This is a genomic window from Kitasatospora sp. NPDC101157 (genome assembly GCF_044768255.1).
GTDB lineage: Bacteria > Actinomycetota > Actinomycetes > Streptomycetales > Streptomycetaceae > Kitasatospora.
Genome location: NZ_JBIWPL010000023.1, coordinates 100,346 through 118,094 on the forward strand (window position 1 = coordinate 100,346; position 17,749 = coordinate 118,094).

The 17,749-nt window shown below is 74.2% G+C and carries 17 protein-coding genes and 1 riboswitch; of the genes, 10 read left to right on the forward strand and 7 right to left on the reverse strand.

Annotated features, from left to right (window positions below; translation table 11 throughout):
* Positions 1 to 453: 453 nt before the first annotated feature.
* From ACIRVF_RS33240 to ACIRVF_RS33270, 7 genes are all read left to right on the forward strand, one after another.
* Positions 454 to 1,632 (forward strand): peptidoglycan-binding protein, encoded by a 1,179-nt coding sequence (locus tag ACIRVF_RS33240; RefSeq protein ID WP_402826256.1) that lies wholly within the window; start codon positions 454 to 456, stop codon positions 1,630 to 1,632.
* 282 nt (positions 1,633 to 1,914) lie between these two features.
* On the forward strand, positions 1,915 to 2,550 hold the full coding sequence (locus tag ACIRVF_RS33245) for a DUF2269 domain-containing protein (RefSeq protein WP_402826259.1): 636 nt from the start codon (positions 1,915 to 1,917) through the stop codon (positions 2,548 to 2,550).
* Between the two features lie 99 nt (positions 2,551 to 2,649).
* Positions 2,650 to 3,657: an MsnO8 family LLM class oxidoreductase gene (locus ACIRVF_RS33250; RefSeq protein WP_402826262.1), complete on the forward strand. Its 1,008-nt coding sequence runs from the start codon at positions 2,650 to 2,652 to the stop codon at positions 3,655 to 3,657.
* A gap of 765 nt (positions 3,658 to 4,422) precedes the next feature.
* A complete protein-coding gene (locus ACIRVF_RS33255; RefSeq protein WP_402826265.1) occupies positions 4,423 to 4,806 on the forward strand; it encodes a hypothetical protein in 384 nt (127 codons plus the stop codon).
* A 109-nt stretch (positions 4,807 to 4,915) separates the two neighbouring features.
* Positions 4,916 to 6,007, forward strand: coding sequence for a hypothetical protein (locus ACIRVF_RS33260; RefSeq protein WP_402826268.1), 1,092 nt, complete (start codon positions 4,916 to 4,918; stop codon positions 6,005 to 6,007).
* 82 nt (positions 6,008 to 6,089) lie between these two features.
* Positions 6,090 to 6,485 (forward strand): roadblock/LC7 domain-containing protein, encoded by a 396-nt coding sequence (locus ACIRVF_RS33265; protein WP_402826271.1) that lies wholly within the window; start codon positions 6,090 to 6,092, stop codon positions 6,483 to 6,485.
* Positions 6,486 to 6,643: 158 nt separating this feature from the next.
* Positions 6,644 to 7,018, forward strand: coding sequence for a hypothetical protein (locus tag ACIRVF_RS33270; protein ID WP_402826274.1), 375 nt, complete (start codon positions 6,644 to 6,646; stop codon positions 7,016 to 7,018).
* Between the two features lie 94 nt (positions 7,019 to 7,112).
* Here the strand turns inward: ACIRVF_RS33270 and ACIRVF_RS33275 are convergent, their stop codons facing one another.
* From ACIRVF_RS33275 to ACIRVF_RS33300, 6 genes are all read right to left on the reverse strand, one after another.
* Positions 7,113 to 7,514, reverse strand: a complete 402-nt coding sequence (locus ACIRVF_RS33275) for a DUF6188 family protein (protein WP_402826277.1) — start codon at positions 7,512 to 7,514, stop codon at positions 7,113 to 7,115.
* On the reverse strand, positions 7,495 to 8,736 hold the full coding sequence (locus ACIRVF_RS33280; protein WP_402826280.1) for an NUDIX hydrolase: 1,242 nt from the start codon (positions 8,734 to 8,736) through the stop codon (positions 7,495 to 7,497). The genes ACIRVF_RS33275 and ACIRVF_RS33280 overlap by 20 nt, the downstream gene beginning before the upstream one ends.
* 704 nt (positions 8,737 to 9,440) lie before the next feature.
* The gene (locus ACIRVF_RS33285; RefSeq protein WP_402826283.1) at positions 9,441 to 10,325 is read right to left on the reverse strand and encodes an SGNH/GDSL hydrolase family protein; all 885 of its coding nucleotides are present in this window, start codon (positions 10,323 to 10,325) and stop codon (positions 9,441 to 9,443) included.
* Positions 10,300 to 11,523, reverse strand: coding sequence for a glycosyltransferase (locus ACIRVF_RS33290; protein ID WP_402826286.1), 1,224 nt, complete (start codon positions 11,521 to 11,523; stop codon positions 10,300 to 10,302). Before ACIRVF_RS33290 ends, ACIRVF_RS33285 begins: the two co-directional genes overlap by 26 nt.
* Entirely contained in the window at positions 11,520 to 12,815 is a 1,296-nt protein-coding gene (locus ACIRVF_RS33295) for a glycosyltransferase family 4 protein (protein ID WP_402826289.1), read from the reverse strand. The genes ACIRVF_RS33290 and ACIRVF_RS33295 overlap by 4 nt, the downstream gene beginning before the upstream one ends.
* Positions 12,816 to 12,927: 112 nt before the next feature.
* On the reverse strand, positions 12,928 to 13,116 hold the full coding sequence (locus ACIRVF_RS33300) for a YegP family protein (RefSeq protein WP_380413871.1): 189 nt from the start codon (positions 13,114 to 13,116) through the stop codon (positions 12,928 to 12,930).
* Positions 13,117 to 13,750: 634 nt separating this feature from the next.
* Positions 13,751 to 13,914: riboswitch (cyclic di-AMP (ydaO/yuaA leader) on the forward strand.
* Between the two features lie 3 nt (positions 13,915 to 13,917).
* Between ACIRVF_RS33300 and ACIRVF_RS33305 the strand changes: the two genes are divergently transcribed.
* The 3 genes from ACIRVF_RS33305 (at position 13,918) to ACIRVF_RS33315 (ending at position 16,744) form a co-directional block, all read left to right on the forward strand.
* Positions 13,918 to 14,349 carry a transglycosylase SLT domain-containing protein gene (locus ACIRVF_RS33305; protein WP_402826292.1) on the forward strand — a complete coding sequence of 144 codons (432 nt, stop codon included), beginning with the start codon at positions 13,918 to 13,920 and terminating at the stop codon, positions 14,347 to 14,349.
* 614 nt (positions 14,350 to 14,963) lie between these two features.
* On the forward strand, positions 14,964 to 15,767 hold the full coding sequence (locus ACIRVF_RS33310) for a papain-like cysteine protease family protein (RefSeq protein ID WP_402826295.1): 804 nt from the start codon (positions 14,964 to 14,966) through the stop codon (positions 15,765 to 15,767).
* Between the two features lie 14 nt (positions 15,768 to 15,781).
* Positions 15,782 to 16,744 carry a hypothetical protein gene (locus ACIRVF_RS33315; RefSeq protein ID WP_402826298.1) on the forward strand — a complete coding sequence of 321 codons (963 nt, stop codon included), beginning with the start codon at positions 15,782 to 15,784 and terminating at the stop codon, positions 16,742 to 16,744.
* Positions 16,745 to 16,964: 220 nt separating this feature from the next.
* On the opposite strand, the gene ACIRVF_RS33320 is transcribed toward ACIRVF_RS33315, so the two are convergent.
* On the reverse strand, positions 16,965 to 17,744 hold the full coding sequence (locus ACIRVF_RS33320; RefSeq protein WP_402826301.1) for a thioesterase II family protein: 780 nt from the start codon (positions 17,742 to 17,744) through the stop codon (positions 16,965 to 16,967).
* Between the last annotated feature and the right edge of the window lie 5 nt (positions 17,745 to 17,749).

Genomic DNA, 17,749 nt, shown 5'->3' on the forward strand with positions numbered 1-17,749 from the left:
CGCGCATTGTGCCCGCCGCCCGGCCGGTTCCGCCGCCGAATTCCGCGGCGCGCCCGAACCGCCGTGGGTCACGGTCACGCGGGGTACGGCCGGGTGATGCGGTTCGGCTCGGCCACGGGGGAAGGAGAGCTGTGTGATGCGAGCGCACCGCCATGGACTAGACCATTTTCGAAGTCAATCGATGGACAGGGCGGCCGCGGAGAGGTGGAATGCGCCGCCGCCCGGTGGCCTCCGGGCCTTCCCCGGAGCCGTTCCCGGGCAGCTCGGCGCGGGGAGCTGCCGGCGCGCACCACGGTCCCCGGCCCGCACGCCAGGACGAACGCCCCTCGATGATCCGAACGGCCGTGCGGAACCGGGCGGTTCGATGCCGCCGATCCCGTCGGCGGGGTCAATTCCCGACGTGAACCTGCCGATAACGGTGATGACGTCATGACGCCGTTCGGAGGAGCCAACATGCCCGAACTGTGGATGCCCGGTGCCGAGATCCATGACCTCGGCGACCACGCGCCGACCGACCAGCAGTACCCGCCGAAGGCCATCGCCCACATCACCTGGGACCGCAACGCCACCGCCGCCGCACCGCAGGACTGGTGCCCCTACGAGGACCTGGTCGGGTACTTCACCGGCGCCGGCGCCGGTGACGCCCCGCACCTGATCTGGGACCCGTTCAGCGGACGCGCCGCCCAGCTGTTCCCCGCCGACTCCCGCTCGAAGAGCCTGCTCAGCCCCGCCCAGAGCCCGACCCGTACCAACCGGGCCGGGCGGGTGGTGATCCAGATCGAAGCGGTCTTCTTCCCGTACTGCCGCCACCAGGGCACCGTCTACGCGCAGTTGGTCGACACCCCGTGCGCGGGCTGGGACCGGATCCACGCCTGGGTCTCCTCCTGGGGCGTGCCCGACGCGTGGCCGATGGGGCAGCCGACCGACTTCTCCTCGCACCGCGACGAGCACGTGTGGGAGACCCGCGGCGGCTGGTACGCGCACGCCCACGTGCCGTTCAACGACCACACCGACCCGGGGACCTGGCCCGCCTTCCGCAGCGGCTCCGGCTCCCCGTCCTCCCCGCCCCCCGGGGAGTCCGTCCCGGCCCGGTACCAGGTCACCGTGAACGGCCTGGCGTACGGCTACGGCGCCCAGGGCTACCAGGTCACCACCGTCGGCCGGGCGCTGGTCGCGGGCGGGTTCGGCTCCCACTACCACTCCGGGCCCGGGCCGACCTGGACGGACGCGGACACCGAGAACTACGCGGACTACCAGGCGAGCCTGGGCTACTCCGGGCGGGCCGCGGACGGCGTGCCGGGCGAGGACTCGCTGCGGCGGCTGCTCGGCTACCTGCCCGGGCCGCGCACGGTCTCGCTCGCCCACGTCGTCGCGGCGGCGCGCAGCGACCCGGGGGCCGAGCAGGGGCACCGGACGTACGGGGCCGAGGTGGCGATCGTCGAACAGGCGCTGGCGGACGAGGGGTTGCTCGAACAGCGCTGGGTGGACGGCTCGTACGGCAGCCTCACGGTCACGGCGTACGCGGGCTGGCAGCGGCGGTGCGGGTACTCTGCGGGGGCCGCGGACGGGATACCCGGGCGGGACTCGCTGCAACGGCTGGGAGCCGCGCGGGGGTTCGCGGTGACGGACTGAGCGGGGGCGGACTGAGCGGTGACGGACTGAGCGGGGGCGGACTGTGCGGTGACGGACTGAGCGGGCGGCGGACTGCGTGGGGGTGGCGCCGGGCGTCGGCGTCGGGGGAGTCGGCGGCGGGCGTCGGCGTACTCCCTGGGGAGTTCGTCGGGCGCGGCGACGCGCGGGCGCGTACTCGTCCGGGAGTACACGAGGTTACTTCCCCTGGCAGACGACCGATGAGGGGCGGACGGGGGAGTCTGGGCGCGTCGTCGTGAGCCGCCCGACTCGAAGGAGGTACCCGTGCGTTCGTCCAGTCCGTCCAGCTCTTCCACCGGGGCCGTCGCAGCGCCCGGGGCCGCCCCCGGAGAGGCCCCGGGTCCGGGGCGGCGGTCCGCCGGTCGCCGCCTCTCACCGGGGGCGCGCAAGCGCCTGGTGGTCCTGCACGTCGTCGTCTCGGTGAGCTGGCTGGCGCTGATGCTGTGCCTGCTCACCCTGGCGGTGACGGCCCTGACCACCGACGACGGCGACCGGCTGAGAACGGCCTACCGGGCGATGGGCATGCTGGGCGACACGCTGGTGCTGCCGCTGAGCCTGCTCACCTTCCTGAGCGGGGTGGCGCTGGGGCTCGGCACGTCCTGGGGCCTGTTCCGGTACTACTGGGTGAGCACCAAGTTCTGGCTGACGCTGGGGGCGATGGCCGCCTCGGTCTTCGCGCTCACCGCCCGGCTGCACGACGCCGTCCGGGTGGCGGACGCTCACCCGACCGGGCCGATACCGGTCGCGGACCTCGGGTTCGTCCGGTACAACACGGTGATCGTCCCGGCGGTGGCACTCTCGCTCTACCTGTTCAACGTCATCCTGTCGGTGTACAAGCCCTGGGGCCGCCGCAAGGCCACGGAGCGGAGACCGGGCCGAATACCCTCGGCGGGGCGGTGAGGGCGCTCCCCGCGGTCGGGGGCTCCCGGTGCTCCTGGCTGCGCGGGGCGGTGCCGGCCCTGGGAATGCCCGTACGGCCGGGAGGCGTTGTCGCCCCACGTGACCAGTGCTGCGCCCACGACCAGACTCTCCGTCCTCGACCGGTCCCGGACCAGACGGGGCGAGGAGCCGGCGCAGGCGCTGCGGAACACGGTGGCATTCGCCCGGGAGGTCGAGCGGCTGGGCTACCACCGCTTCTGGGTCTCCGAGCACCACGGCGTGCCCGGGGTGGCCGGATCGGCGCCGACGGTGCTCGCCGCGGCGGTCGCGGCGGCCACCTCCCGGATCAGGGTCGGCACCGGCGGGGTGATGCTGCCCAACCACCGTCCCATGGTGGTGGCCGAGCAGTTCGGGGTCCTGGCGGCGCTGTTCCCGGGCCGGATCGACATGGGCCTCGGGCGCTCGGTGGGCTTCACGGACGGCGTCCGGCGGGCGCTCGGACGGGAGAAGGACGCCGCGGATGACTTCGGGGGCCAGCTGGCCGAGCTGCTCGGCTACTTCGACGGCTCGCAGCAGGTCCACCGCGACGTCCATGCCCGTCCGGCCGAGGGCCTGGACGTGCCGGCCTTCGTCCTGGCCACCGGCGCCGGCGCCGAACTGGCCGCCGAGGCCGGGCTGCCGCTGGTCATCGCCGCCGCGCGCGGGGAGGAGCGGATGCTCGCCGCGATCGAGGGCTACCGCAGCCGCTTCCGCCCCTCCGCGCAGGCCGCCGAGCCGTACGTGGTGGTCTCGGGCACGGTCGCGGTGGCCGAGACCGAGGAACGGGCGCGCGAACTGCTCGTGCCGGAGGCCTGGGCCGGCGCGTACTCCCGCACCCACGGGGAGTTCCCGCCGCTGGCCCCGGCCGCCGAGATCCTGGCGCGGGAGATGAGCGCACGTGAGCGGGCCGCGTTCGAGCAGTCGCTCAAGGGGCACATCGCGGGTACCCCCGAGCAGGCCGCCGCCGAAGTGGCCGCCCTGGTGGAACGCAGTGGCGCGGACGAGTTCCTGGTCGCGACCAGCACCTATGACCGCACCGCGCTGCTCGACTCCTACCGGTTGCTCGCCGAGGCCGTCGGACAGGCCTGAACGGTGCCCGGCGGACGGGCCTGAACGGTGTCCGTCGGGCAGGCCGCGACGGCGTACGTCGGGTCGGCCGGAGCCGGGTAGGCGCGTGCTCCGGCCCGATTTCTGACCAGCCGTGATGACCTGCTACTGTTCATCACGTCGAGAGGAAATGATCTTCCAGAACGGGGATCGGATCCTTCGAACATGCGTCAGCGGTGCTACCAGAGCACGTCCCACTTTCAGTGGGAAGAGTCCGTGCGACCCGGGCCTGGCGCTCCACCCGAAGGGGCCCGTTCCGTCCAGCGGAACGGGCCCCTTCGTCATGCCCTGTCATCGAGGTCCGGCCGTGTCTGCCGGTCGTATCGGTCAGGTCGTATCGGTCCGGCTGTGACTGCCCGTTGTGACTGCCCGTTGTGACTGCCCGTTGTGACTGCCCGTCGTGTCCGCCCGTCGTGCCCGTCGAGTTGCCGAGGGGTCCGGCCTCTTATCGCATTTCCGGCCTGCAAACCCCGTGCTCCCCGCGGGTATCGGCCAAGGTCCCGCACCAGGTAGTCGGTGGGCAACGCTCCGTGACGGCTGGCCGGCCAGCGACTTTGCCCCACCGGCACGCTCGGCGGCCCGCCACACCTTGGCCGGAACTCGCTGGAATTGGTGTGAATATGCCACTGGAATGTTCGTCATACGGAATCCGGCAGTAGCCTTCCGTGTCGAACCTGCCACTGCTGGTGGCGACCCGGCCGGATCCGCGCTGCGCCCGGCCGCCCAGACCCCCTCGAAGGAGCCGGTGTGCCGGGTATCGACGAATGCCTCTCCGGAGCGATGGCGATCGCCGGAGCCCGCTCGGCGAGCCTGGTCGACTGGAGCAGCGGACTCGCCCTCGGCAGCCTCGGCGACAGCCCGGTCGGTGAACACGAGACCGCGGCCGCCGAGGCAACCGACTTGGTGCGAGCGGCCGTTGAGAGCCAGACCTTCACCGTGGCGGAGGACCGGAAGTCCCCGTTGGAGGACATCATCGTCACCGCCGGCCGCAGCTACCACCTGATCCGGTTCATCGACACGGCCTTCGACAGCCGGCTCGTCCTGCACCTCTGGCTCGACCGCGCGTCGGGCAACCTCGCCGCGGCCCGCTTCCGCCTCCAGGCCCTCGCCGAGGACCTGGTGCTCGGGTGAGCACCGGACCCGCACCGACCGCCGCGATCCGGCCGGCCGTCCGCGGCCACTGGACGCGCCTCTCGCCCAGGGCCCGCCGGGCGACCCCGTGCCGCCGCACCCATCGGCGGTGGCCCGCGTGACCGCCGCCCCGCCCCTGGTGGAACCGACCGGCCGGACGGAGGCCGCCGCACCCCGGACCCCCGCCGAGGCCGTCGCCCTGCTGGCCGCCCGCCGCGCCACCGGTGCCCTGCACGGCCCGCTCGGCACCCTGCACCTGGTGGACGGCCAGGTGGCCGCCGCCGAGTCCTCGCGCGCGCCCGGTCTGGCCGACCTGCTGACCGGCTGCGGCCGGATCACCCCCGAGGTCTGGGCCGAACTCCTGCACCGCCACGGCCCGCAGGGACGGCTCGCCGAGGTGCTGGTCGAACGGCAGCTGCTCACCCGGGGCGAGCTCGAACTCGGCCACCTGGGCACGCTGTTCGACGCCGCCTACTTCGTCCTCTCCGATCGGTCCGGTGGTACCTGGCGGTTCGAGTCCGAGGCCCGGCACTGGCTCGGCACGGTGGCGCTGGTCGACCCGGCGCGGCTGGGCCGCGAGGTCGAGCGCCGACGCCGGCTCCTGGACGGGATCTGGCCCTGGCCGCAGCTCGACACGGCACCCGTCCGTCCGGTCGAGCACAGCCGCCGCCCCTCGCACCGCCCGCCGGGCCGCCGTCGGCGCGAACTGCTCGACCACGCCGACGGCCGAAGAACCCCGGCGGACCTGGCCCGGCTGCTCGGTCGCTCCGGCTTCGGCGTGACGGCGGACGTGCGCCGCCTGGCCGCCGCCGGTCTGCTCGACGCCGGTCCGCTCGACGCCCCGAGGCACGCGGCGCCGGCCAGCACCCCTCCGGCCCCGGCCCCCGGAGGACCGGGCGGCGGCGGCCTGCACCGCCGGGTCCCCGGCGCCACCCTCCGCAGCATCCCGGCCACCGAGCCCGTCTGCCCCGGGTGGGCCGCCACCGGGCCCGCCGCCACTGCTGTCACCGCCACCACTGCTGTCACCACCGTCACCGCCGCTGCCGATCGCACCGCCGCTGCCGACGGCGCCGCCGCAGCCCCTGCCCCCACCCGCTCCGATCGACCGCCCACCACGGCAGCGGCCCACCCGCTGACCGTCCCCGACCCGGACATCGCGCTGCTGACCCGGGTCCGAGACCTACTGGAGGCCCGACTTTGAGCCACTCTCCGCCCGCGACCCCGCCGTACCGGCCATGAGGCGGGCGCTCAAGCAGCGTGTCGGAAGGAGACAACTGATCGCCTTGGAGACCGAGCTGCTCGCCGAACTCCGCGCCGTCAAACGCCGCGTCCCGCACCTCGCGGGCGGCCTGGTGGCCAGCGTGGACGGCCTGCTGGTCGCGCACGACACCCACGGAGCCGAGCCCTCCGGCCTGGCCGCGATGACGGCGGCCTCGCTCTCGCTCGCCCAGCGGCTCGCCGACACCACCGGCCAGGGCGAGTTCCGCGAATCGGTGGTGCGCGGCGAGCACGGCTACGTCGCCACCTACGCGGCCGGAGGCAGCTGCGTGCTGACCCTGCTGGCGCACCCGGACGTCAACGTCGGCCGGCTCCACCTGGAGGCCCGTCGCTGCGCCGCGCGTATCGCCGAGCTGCTCAACGACGCCCTGACGCCCAAGGAACTGCGCGACCCCGGCTGACCGGCGGCCGGCCCGGATGCCACTGGCTCCGACGCCACCGGCCCGGACCCCACGGGCCCGACGCCACCGGCCGGGGACAACCGACCGGACACGACCGACCGAACACCCCTGATCCACCTCCCGCCAACCCGGAACCACTCAACAGGAGTTGAACAGAAATGACCGACGCAGCAGGTGCCCTCAAGCAGGCCATGACCTCCATCGAGGGCGCCATCGGCGCGGCCCTGGTGGACTACAACAGCGGCATGGCGCTCGCCACCCTCGACGGCCCCGGCGGCCTGGACCTCAACGTGGCCGCGGCCGGGAACACCGACGTGGTGCGTGCCAAGATGCGGACCATGGACATGCTCGGCCTGCAGGACGGCATCGAGGACATCCTGATCACGCTGAGCAGCCAGTACCACCTGATCCGCCCGCTCGCCGGCCGCACCGGAAAGGGCCTGTTCCTCTACCTCGCGCTGGACAAGGGCCGCGCCAACCTGGCGATGGCCCGCCACCAGCTCACCAGGGTCGAGGCCGACCTGGAGGTCTGACGGCGACGGTCCGCGGAGGACCTCTCGGAGGACCTCGCCGAGGACCTCGTGGAGGACACTCCGGACGCGACCCGGACGAGGCCCCGGCGGCGGCTCACGCCCCGCCGGGCTCCGTCCACCGCACCTCCCCGCCCGGCAGCCCCGCGCAGACCGCCCCGTCCGGGGTCAGCACGCTCCACGGCGCGAGCAGCGCGTGCGGCGCGACGGACAGCGCGCCGCCCTCGGTGAACCCCAGCTCCAGGCCGCCCGCCAGGGTGATCCGGGCGTCGCCGACGGTCCGCCCGACCAGCGCCAGCAGGGTGGGGGTCGGCCGGAAGGTCAGCGCCGGGAAGAAGTGCTCGACCCCCTCCGGCGCGGCGAAGGACGGCGCCGCGAAGCGGAACTCGTGCGCCACCCGTACGGTCACCGGCCCGTCGAGCCGAAGATCGAGCCGGTCTCCGCCGCTGACCGCCTCGACCCGCCGACCGGCCAGCACCTCAGTGATCGCGTTCTGCATGCCCCCAGTGTTCACCGGTCGGACGGTCCCCAACCGCCTGCCCGGCCACCAGCTCGGCCGGCCCGGTCGCCGGCTCGGCCGGCCCGGTCGCCGGCTCGGCCCGCCCGGCCACCAGCTCGGCCGGCCCGGCCGCCCGCTCCCTGGCGGCCAGCGCGGCCGCCACCCGGTTCCAGGACGGCCCGGACAGCAGCGCCCGGGCCTCGGCCGGTCCGCAGAGCCGCCACTCCACCAACTCCTGCTCCTGCAGCACGATCGAGCCGAGCAGTTCCTCGGTCACCGTGCCGCCGTCGTACACGTACACCAGGACGGCGGTGTCCCGGCCGGTCGCCGGATTCGCGCCGGGAACGGCCGCGGCCCCCGGCTGCCAGTCCAGCGCCAGCAGCGGTCCGGGCTCGACCTCCCAGCCCAGTTCCTCGCGGATCTCCCGGCGGGCCGCCGTCCGGGGCGTCTCCCGGTCCGCCTCGACCCCGCCGCCCGGCAGGGTCCAGTAACGTTCGTCCGGCCCGGACCACGGCCGCAGCCGCACCAGCAGCACCCTCCCGTCGGCGTCCGTGAACAGCGCCCGCGCCTTCGCCCGGATCCGCGGCCGGGTGGCGTAGTAGGTGTCCCGGTCCATCGGCGGCTCCGGCGGCTCCGGCGGCTCCGCCTCCGCCGGCCCCGCCCCGGGTGTCGCTCCCAGACCCGGCGCGGCGGCCAGCCCGGTGTACTCGGGCACCGGCCCGTCGGCGGGCAGTTCCCGCAGCGTGTGTCCGACCGGCCGGCTGTCCTCCAGCTCCAACGGCCCGGCCGCCCGGGACGCCCGCAGACAGGCCACCACCCGACGGGACAGCCGCGGCGGCAGGGCGTGCGCCGCCTCCTCGGCCGTCAGCCACACCCACCCGCCGACCTCCGCAGCGTCCGGCCGGATCGCCGCCACCTGCTCCGCCGTCAGTGGCTCGCCCCAGTACAGGTACGCCACGATCGGCGGACGGCTCGGGGACAGCGCCCAGTCGACGCAGGCCAACGGCCCCAGCCGCGGCGTGAACCCCAGCTCCTCGGCGATCTCCCGCGTCGCGGTCTCCCGTGGCGAACGGTCGGCGGGCTCCCACCCACCGCCCGGGACCGCCACCGGATGCTTCCGGTCGTACGGCAGCCGGACCACCAGCACCCGCCCCTGCCCGTCCGGGAACAGCACCCCGGCCGCCGCCAGAACCGCCCGCCCCGCCCTGTCCGACGTCTCCACCCCGGCTCCTTCCATCACCACATCGCTCCCCGGGGACGGACACCCCCGCAGACCCGATGGTTCCCACCCGGCCCCCGTCCCGACCACCACCGGGTGACGCGGCGATGCAGGGATGCCCCTGTGGTCGGCGCCGGACGACCCGTGCGACCGGATCGAGCCGCTGCTGCCACCCCGGCAGCAGTGGGCCCCGCCGGACGACCGGGCGCCCCACAGCGGATCCCACGGGAGCGGCTGTCGCCGGAACACGGCCCGGCCCGCGCAAGCCCCGCTCTCAACGCGCCCGGGACGGGCCGCACCGGCCTGCCGCTCGACCCCGTTCGAGGAGGATCGAGGAGTGGGCGAGGAGTGGGCGACGCCGTACGGGCTGGAGCCGTTGCGCGCAGTGCGTGCCGGGAGGCCGGTTCTCCAGGCTGGTGGATGCTTCGGCGCGGTGCAGTCGAGTTCGTCCGTCATCACCCGGAGGGCGGGCTCGACGGCGGTTCCGGCGTGTCCCCGTTCCGGGCGACGCCGGCGATCCGACAGCGGAGGGAGCCGCGGCGCAGTGGGGCTGCGGCAGGACGCCTCCGACGGTGACCTGCGCGATGAGCCGGCCGTCGGCGGGCACGCCGCCGGGCCTGCGCCTGGGCCGAACCTCGTCGCGGTGGAGCGCACGGGTCGGCGCAGCCTCCGCGGCCGCCAGGAGCACGGCGCCCGCCGTTACGCGGTCACCCGAGCTCCACCAGGGCACGGGCCGCTGCCCGGGCCATCTGTTCGTCGTGGTGGCCGCTGGAGCCGCGGACGCGGGCGGCGGCTTCGGCGGCGGCCAGGGCGAGGAGACCGGGCAGGAGGTCGGTGCTGCGGGCGGCGAGCCAGCGGGTGCCCTTGGTGGCCATCCACCAGAGGTCGGCGGCCAGGCTCGGTGGGGGGTCGGCGGGTTCGACGGCGGGTGGCGGGCCGAGGGGGTGGCCGGCGGTGGAGAGCAGTTCGTGGAAGCGGCGGGCGATCAGGTGGTGGCCTTCGGCGCTGGGGTGGAGGCGGTCGACGCTCAGCAGGCCCCGTTGGGCGCACCAGGGCAGTTCGGCGAGGTGGAGGTGGAGCGCCCGGTGCCGTTCGGTGAGGGCGTGCACCACGGTGTTGACGGCCCGCATCCGCCGGGCCAGTGGCCGGGCGAGCGGGGAGGGAAGCCGGAGCAGCGTTCCGGGGTCGGGCAGACAGGCCGTCAGCAACAGGGCGCCGTGGCCGGTGAGTTCACCCAGGGTTGCGTCCAGTTCCAGCGTGGTGCGCCGGATGTCGAAGCCGGTCCGCAGGGTGTCGTTGCCGCCGGCCAGGACGGCCGCCAGCTGGGGTCGCCGGGCCAGGGCGGCCGGAAGTTGGTGGGAGGTCAAGTCAGCGGTCAGCGCGCCGCTGTAGGCCAGGTTGGTGAAGTCGACGGTCCGGCCTTCGGGCGCCAGTGACCGGGCGAGGACGGCGGCCCAGCCGCGCCACCGGTCGTTCACCTGGTCGCCGACCCCTTCCGTCAGCGAGTCCCCGAGCGCGACGAAGCGCAGCAGCTCCCCGGCGGCCGGCCGTTCCTTCGCCGCCGGGTCAGGCCCGGCGTTCAGCACGCTCATCCCGATCCCTTTCCGGCGTCTCCGCCGCGCCGCCGGGGCTCCGCACCCCGTGCGCCGCCAGGAAGGCCGCCACCGCGGCCGGCCAGCCGTACCGTTCGGCCTGCGCCCGGGCGGCCGTCCGCCGGGCCTCCTCCGGCCGGGCCAGCAACTGCCGGACGGCGCCCGCGAATCCGGCGCCGGTGTCGGCGGCGGCGACCCCGGCGAGGCCGATCAGCCCGGGCAGCGCGGAGGAGCGGCTGACCACGACCGGCGTGCCGCAGGCCAGCGCCTCCATCGCGGCGAGCCCGAAGGTCTCCACCGGTCCGGGCGCCAGCACCACGTCCGCGCAGCCCAGCAGGGCGGCCAGCTCCGCGCGCCCGTCCAGGTGCCCGAGGAAGCGCACCGGGAGCCGCAGTCGCGCGGCCCGGGCGGCCAGCCGTTCCCGCAGCGGGCCGGTCCCGGCCACCACCAGGACGGCGGACAGCCCGCGCGCCCGCAGCCGGGTCAGCGCCTCGATCGCGCGCTCGGGACGCTTCTCCACGGAGAGCCGTGAGCAGAGGACGAGCAGTACGTCCTCCGGCGCCGCGTAGCGGGCCCGCCGGGCCGCCCGGGCGGCGGCGGGCAGTGGCCGCATCGCCGCCAGGTCCACCCCGAGGGGGGCCCGGACCAGATTGGGCACGCCGATCCGCCGGAACTCCGCAGCCGCCCAGTCAGTGGTGCAGAGCACCGAGTCGTAGGCGCGGGCGGTGGCGGCGTTGAGCCGGTCGGCGGCCGCGGCGGCGAGCGGGCCGGGCACGCCCCAGGTGCGCAGCACCCCGGTGGCGCTCTCGTGCGAGACCATCACCGAGCGCACGCCGTGCCGACGGGCCCAACCACCCGTCCAGCGCAGGGTGGTGCGGTCGGACACCTCCAGCCGGTCGGGATTGAGCCGGGTGAGTTCGGCGGCCACCGCGCGCCGGTCGGCGAGCAGCCGGTAGCCCCCGGCGGCCGGCAGCTGCGGGCCGGGCAGGGTGATCACCAGGCCCTGTTCGGTCTCCTGCTCGGAGCGCCGCTCGCCGGGCACGATCAGCACCGGCCGGTGCCCGGCCGCCCGGTACCCGGCGCCCAGGTGGCGCAGGGCGGTGCGCAGGCCGCCGGAGACGGGGGTGACGAAGTTGGCGAGCCGCACGATCGTCAGCGGCCCGGTCCGGGACGGCCCGGTGGGGGACAGGGGTGTCATGCCGACAGTTCCTCCGGCAGGACCGGCGCCACCGGCTCGCCCGGAGCCGGCACCGGCGCACCCGGAGCCGGCGCCACCGGCTCGCCCGGAGTCGCCACCGGCGCACCCGGAGCCGCCGCCGGCGGGGGCAGGACGGCGGGCGGCAGCCCCCGGTGCTCCGCCAGCACCTCGGCGTAGTGCCGCAGCAGCAGGTCCCCGACGGCCTCCCAGGTCCGGGCGGTCACCTCGGCCCGTCCGGCCTGCCCGTACGCGGCCCGCCGGGCCGGGTCGGCGGCCAGCTCGGCCACCGCCCGGGCCACCGCCGCGCCGTCCCGGGGCGGCACCAGCAGCCCGGTGCGGTGGTGGGCGACCAGGTCGAGCGGGCCGCCGGCCGCCGGGCCGATCACCGGTACGCCGCTGGCCATCGCCTCCTGGATGGTCTGGCAGAAGGTCTCCAGCGGGCCGGTGTGCACGAACACGTCGAGGGTGGCGAAACAGCGGGCCAGTTCCTCGCCGGTGCGGCGGCCGAGGAAGACCGCGCCGGGCAGCGACGCCTTCAGCCCGGGCGCCGAAGGCCCGTCCCCTACCACCACCACCCGTACCCCGGGCAGGGCGGAGGCGGCCGCCAGGAGGTCCACCCGCTTCTCGGGGGCCAGCCGTCCGACGTACCCGACCAGCACCTCCCCGCCGGGGGCGAGCGCCCGGTGCAGCGCCTCGTCACGGTGGCGGGGGTGGAAGCGCACCGAGTCGACCCCGCGCGGCCACAGCTGCACCCGGGGCACCCCGTGGGCGGTCAGGTCCTGGGCGGCCGGGGTGGACGGCGCCAGGGTGCGGGCGGCGGCCCGGTGCACGGCCCGGATCCGCCGCCAGGCCGCGGCCTCGCCGAGGCCCCGACCGGCCCGGTAGGCGTGGGCGTACCCGGCGAGGTCGGTCTGGTACACGGCGACGGCGGGCACTCCGAGCCGGGCCGCGACCTGCATCCCGCGGGCCCCGAGCACGAAGGGGCTGGCCAGGTGGACGAGGTCCGGCCGGTGCCCGGCGAGCGCGGCCGCCAGCTGCCGGCTCGGCAGCGCGATCCGCACCTGCGGGTACCCCGGCAGCGGCATCGAGGGGATGTGCACCACGGGGATCCGCTCCGCCCCGGCCCCGGCGCCGAAGCCCCGGGGCGGGCAGTGGGCGCCCCGGGCCGGGGCGGGGGTGACGACGAGGGGCTGGTGGCCCCGGCGGGCCAGGTGCTCGGCCGTCCGCAGCACGCTGTGGGCGACTCCGTTGACCTCGGGCGGGAAGGATTCGGTGACGATGGCGACGCGCATGCCTGTGTTGTGTCCGCGCCCGGCGTGCACCCGGCCAAAGGGATCTGTCGCACAAGCGAACGCGGGTCGGCGATTTGCACCGCCGACCCGCGTCCGGAGCGCTGTCCGAGCCTCAGGACGATCCGGCCGTCTCCTTGAGCTCCGCGTACGGCGCGAGCTTGCGGATCGACTCGATGCTCTTCAGGCAGTCGTCCTTGCTCTCCTGCGGGTCGCCGGTCACCACGACGGACCCGTTGCTCGCCTTGAGCCGGAACCGGTGCATCCCGCTCTCGTCCTTGTACAGCTCGAACTTCCCTGCCATGTCACTCGACACCTCTCGCTCGGGTAACCCCCACGCACCGCACGGTAGGTCCAACCCCGTTGCGCCGCCCGCCGGGTGAGGCATCCGGGTCAGCGGGCCCCTGGCCACCTGAGCCGTTCGGGTCAGGTGGTGCGCTGCGCACCCGGTGCCCCTCCGGTGCACATCCGAGGGGGACGCTCCACAAGACGACGTGATGGCGAGCCGGGAGCTTCTGCACGACCTGGACACCGGCACCGGACGCCCGGGCGACGGTGCACAGCTCCGCCGGACACGCGAAGACCCGGACCTTCACCCTCAAGCCCGCAGTGCTGTGGCAAGTCCACCGTCACCGGACCGATCACTCGGCTGGAGCGGACCACTTCGGGCAGTGTCCACTTCGCTCCCCTCCGGGCATTCGTTCACCTGGGCCCGGCACCGCGTCGCTCTGTACGACCCCCGAGGAGGTGACGGGGCATCAGGTCCAACAGCGAGCCGCCGCCATCGGTCGACCGGGCGGGCCCGCGATTTCAATCCGAGGGTGAGACGCATCACAACGCCTTGCCCTGCGTGTGATGGTTTGTTTACCTTTCCTCTCGTTCGTCCCCACACGAACCCCACTCTCCGGAGCGCCGAGTCCTGTCGCCGGACCGAGTGGGCACGCGCAACACCAGCATCAGCGGCAGGAGCGGGGGAACCACAGGTAAGTCGCGCTGCCCGGACCGGTCCGGACAGCGCTAGGGGTGAGGTCGCGCTTGGCGCGGCCGGGCAACTCCAGCCCGAACCCGACAGCTCACCTCGTAGGCGTGGGAGAGGAAACACCGCATGTCTGCGAACAGCCGATTCGGCCTGTCCGGCCCGATCACCCGCCGGTTCAAGGGCGTCGTCGCCGCGGCCGTCATGGCCGGCGTCACCCTTGCCGTCCCCGTCGCCTCCGCCGGCTCGGCGGAGGCCGCCACCGCCAACACCCCCGCCGCCCTGCAGAAGCTGGCCGCGCAGATCGTGCCGGCCAACCAGCTGGCCTCGTTCGACCAGATCATCTCCCATGAGAGCGGCTGGCGGATCAACGCCACCAACCCCAGCTCCGGCTCCTACGGTCTCCCGCAGGCCCTGCCCGCCAGCAAGATGGCGTCCGAGGGATCCGACTGGCGAACCAACCCCAGCACCCAGCTGCGCTGGGCGCTGAAGTACATGAACAGCCGCTACGGCAGCCCCAACCAGGCGTGGGTCTTCTGGCAGAACCACCACTGGTACTGATCCTTGTGTCCGCAGGGTCCTGTCGCAGTGCCGCGGCGGGGCCCTCTGCGGCTCCCTCCGCGCCCCTGACGCGTAACGCGGCGGCCTGACGGGTGGTCGAAGCCCGGCCATCGCTGGGCGCCGGGGTCCTCCAGCCCGGCGGCCCAGCGCCCTCGCCGACCCGCGCGGCACACCGTTGCGCTCCGTCCCCGCGGTGGTCCCGGCGGTGGTCCCGGCGACGGCTTGTTCGTGGGGGCGTGCGGGGCGGGTCGTCCCGTCGCCCGTTTCGCATAAGCGCTTCTTCGGACTTCCGAATCCCCGCTTCTGAAACCCTCATCGTGAGTAACATTGCACTCACTCTGTGAAATTTCACAGCCTGAAGGGCATCTCCACGAAAATAACGATGGAATAACGGTGGACTAGACCAATTCGCTCGATGTCCGCCAAGTCACGCTCGTTAAACACCTGTTGGCCCAGGGCTCCTCGCCGTCCACGCGCGTAGCCGCAAGGCGCCCCGGACTCCTTTGTTCCGGTTCGGTTGCGGCTCTGCCAGACTCCCCCGCATTCGGTTTCACCTAACGGGGAGTGAGATCTGACGCATGAGCAGACACCGCAGGAAATCACGCCGATGGGCCATGGCGGCGACCGCCGCCGTGCTGGCCGGTGCGGCCGCGCTGGGTATCGGCGCCGTGGCCCAGGCGGGCCTGGTCAAGGGAACCGTCATCGGGGGGCAGGGGAACTACAGCACCGTCAACGAGCGTGTGCTCCCGTCGCTCTCGGCCCGGGTCTCCGGTCAGGCCGCGCCGGGCGACCGCATCCCGATGATCTGCCGTACCACGGGGGACACCGTCGAGAACGACAACCGCTGGATCTGGTCCGGCGGCTATTACGTCGCCGACGCCTTCATCGGTGAGGACACCGGGAACCTGCCGGTCTGCGGCTCCACCCGGCCCACCAGCTGGACGGCGCTCGACATCACCATGCAGAAGCAGGTCCAGGACGAGTGGTGCTGGGACGCGTCCGGCCTGACGGTCGCCACCTACTGGGGTTACCACCAGTACAACCAGTACGACTTCTGCCGCCTCGCCCAGCAGGGCCGCTGGCTGGACTGCAACGACCGGCCCGCCACGCTCGACGACATGGCCAACGGCCTGTCCGCCATGGGCTTCCGCAACAGCGGTTACGACCTGAACCGCAACGCCTCGTTCAGCGAGGTCACCAACGAGATAGCCAACGGGCGGCCGTTCGCGGTGCGCATCGGCTGGACCTCGGGCGGCGGGCACATGAACGTCGTCTACGGCTACGACAGCACCAGCAACATGATCGCCGTGGGCGATCCGTGGCCCAGCACACAGACATACACCTGGTGGAACTACAACACCTACGTCAGCAACGGCTCGTTCCAGTGGACCCACTCGCGGGTCGGCATCCACGCGTGAGGAGACAACCAACCATGAGGACACTGAAGGTGGTTGCCCTCACCGCCGCCGCGCTCGTGAGCGTCGGCGCCGCCACCACGACAGCCCGGGCCGACAGCGGGGCCGATGTCCCCGACTACGGCGCCGCCCAGCAGGTGCTGCACTCCGGCCAGACGCACGACACCGTCTCCCGCTTCCTCGGCGCCGCGAGGACCGCGGTCTCGCCCGGCGGCGGTCCCGGCACCGGCACCGGCGCCGACGGCGGCAGTACGGGCGGTCGGCCGAACACCCCGAACGCGGTGGCCGCGCCACCATCGTTCGAGCTCAAGGACCCGGTTCCGATGTACGAGCTGTCGGTGGACTTCGTGACGGGCAAGGCCCTGCCGACACCGCAGAACGCGCTCAGGCTGTCCTACCTCGCTTCACGGGTGAGCACGGCCGACGGTCACCCGGCCGCCGTCCTGCTCGCCCCGCCGGACAACCGCGGGGGCTGGCGGCTCGCCGGCATCCGGGACGGCGACAACGAGCTCACGCTCGCCGAACGGGCCACGGCCGGTGCCCGCACCTTCACCGAGCCGCAGATCCACGCCTGGTACCGACTCACCGCGAGCGCCGACGTCGAACCGCTCAACGCCGAGGCCACCACGGGTCTCGGCGGCAAACAGAGCCTCCCGCTGGCCGCCTACCAGAAGCTGGTGACCGGCCGGTACGCGAACAAGCTGCCCGGGTCCGGCTACGACCGCAACGGGCTCGCCGGAGGGTTCGGTCTGTTCGACGGCACAGGGTCCGCGGCCGGATCCGCGCCCGGGACACCGCCGCAGGCCCAGCCCGAAGCGCGAGCCGGGACGCAGGCACCGGTGACCTCGTCGGCCGCCGCCGCGGGCGAGCAGTCGCCCCCGACGTCCTGGCAGCTGCCGGCGCTCGGAGTCGCAGTGCTGGCCGCCGGCGCCGCCGGCCTCGGCGTGCGCCGTCGCCGCCGCGCCGCCGCGACGGACTGACGCCCCGGACGGTGACACCCGAGGCGCCGGGCGGCGGGGGTATCCCTCGGACGCCCGGCGCCTCGACAGGCCGAGTGCCCGCGCCGGCCGCCGCGGTCGTTGCCGCACCGATGTGCTCGACCGGGGCGGGCTCGTCCTCACCCCGATCGAGCACTCGGCGGGCCGGAACGGCCGCCTCCTCGTTGACGGAACCGAGGTCTTCCGGCCCGGATGAGCGCCCTTACGCTCGGGGCGTCTCGGCGACGCCGGAGCCGTCGAGGCGCTCGGCGATGGTGCGGAGGATCCGGTCCTGGTGGTGGATCAGGTAGAAGTGGCCGCCGTCCAGGACGTCGAGGGAGAAGGCGCCGGTGGTGTGGCCGGACCAAGCGGCCGCCTCGTCCTCGGTGACCATCGGGTCCTCGGTGCCGATGAGGACGTGCACGGGGCAGTTGAGCTCGGGGCCGGGACGGTAGCGGTAGGTTTCGGCGGCCTTGTAGTCGTTGCGGTTGGCGGGCAGCGCCATCCGCAGCAACTCCTCGTCGCCGAGCACCTGTTCGTCGGTGCCGCTGAGCTCCCGGAGCTTCGCGATCAGTTCGGTGTCGTCGCCGAGGTGGACGGTGCCGCCCTCGCGGTGGCGGGACGGGGCGGGCCGGGCCGAGACGAAGAGCGCGCCCGGCACGGTGCCGGCCTCCTCGAAGCGGCGGGCCAGTTCGAAGGCGAGGCTGGCTCCCATGCTGTGGCCGAAGAACGCCACCGGGCCGTCCGTGTTCCGCCGGAGGACGGGCAGGAGCTGGTCGGCGAGCTCGTCGATCGACTCGACCAGCGGCTCCGAGCGGCGGTCCTGCCGGCCCGGGTACTGGACCGCCACCACGTCGTAACGGGGGGCCAGCGCGCGGGACATGGGGAAGTAGAAGGTCGCGCTGCCGCCCGCGTGCGGGAGGCAGACGAGGGTCGGGGCGCCCGGGGCCGCCTGGTGGTAGCGGCGTATCCAGAGCTGGTCGGTGGTGACGGTGCTCGTCATGGGTG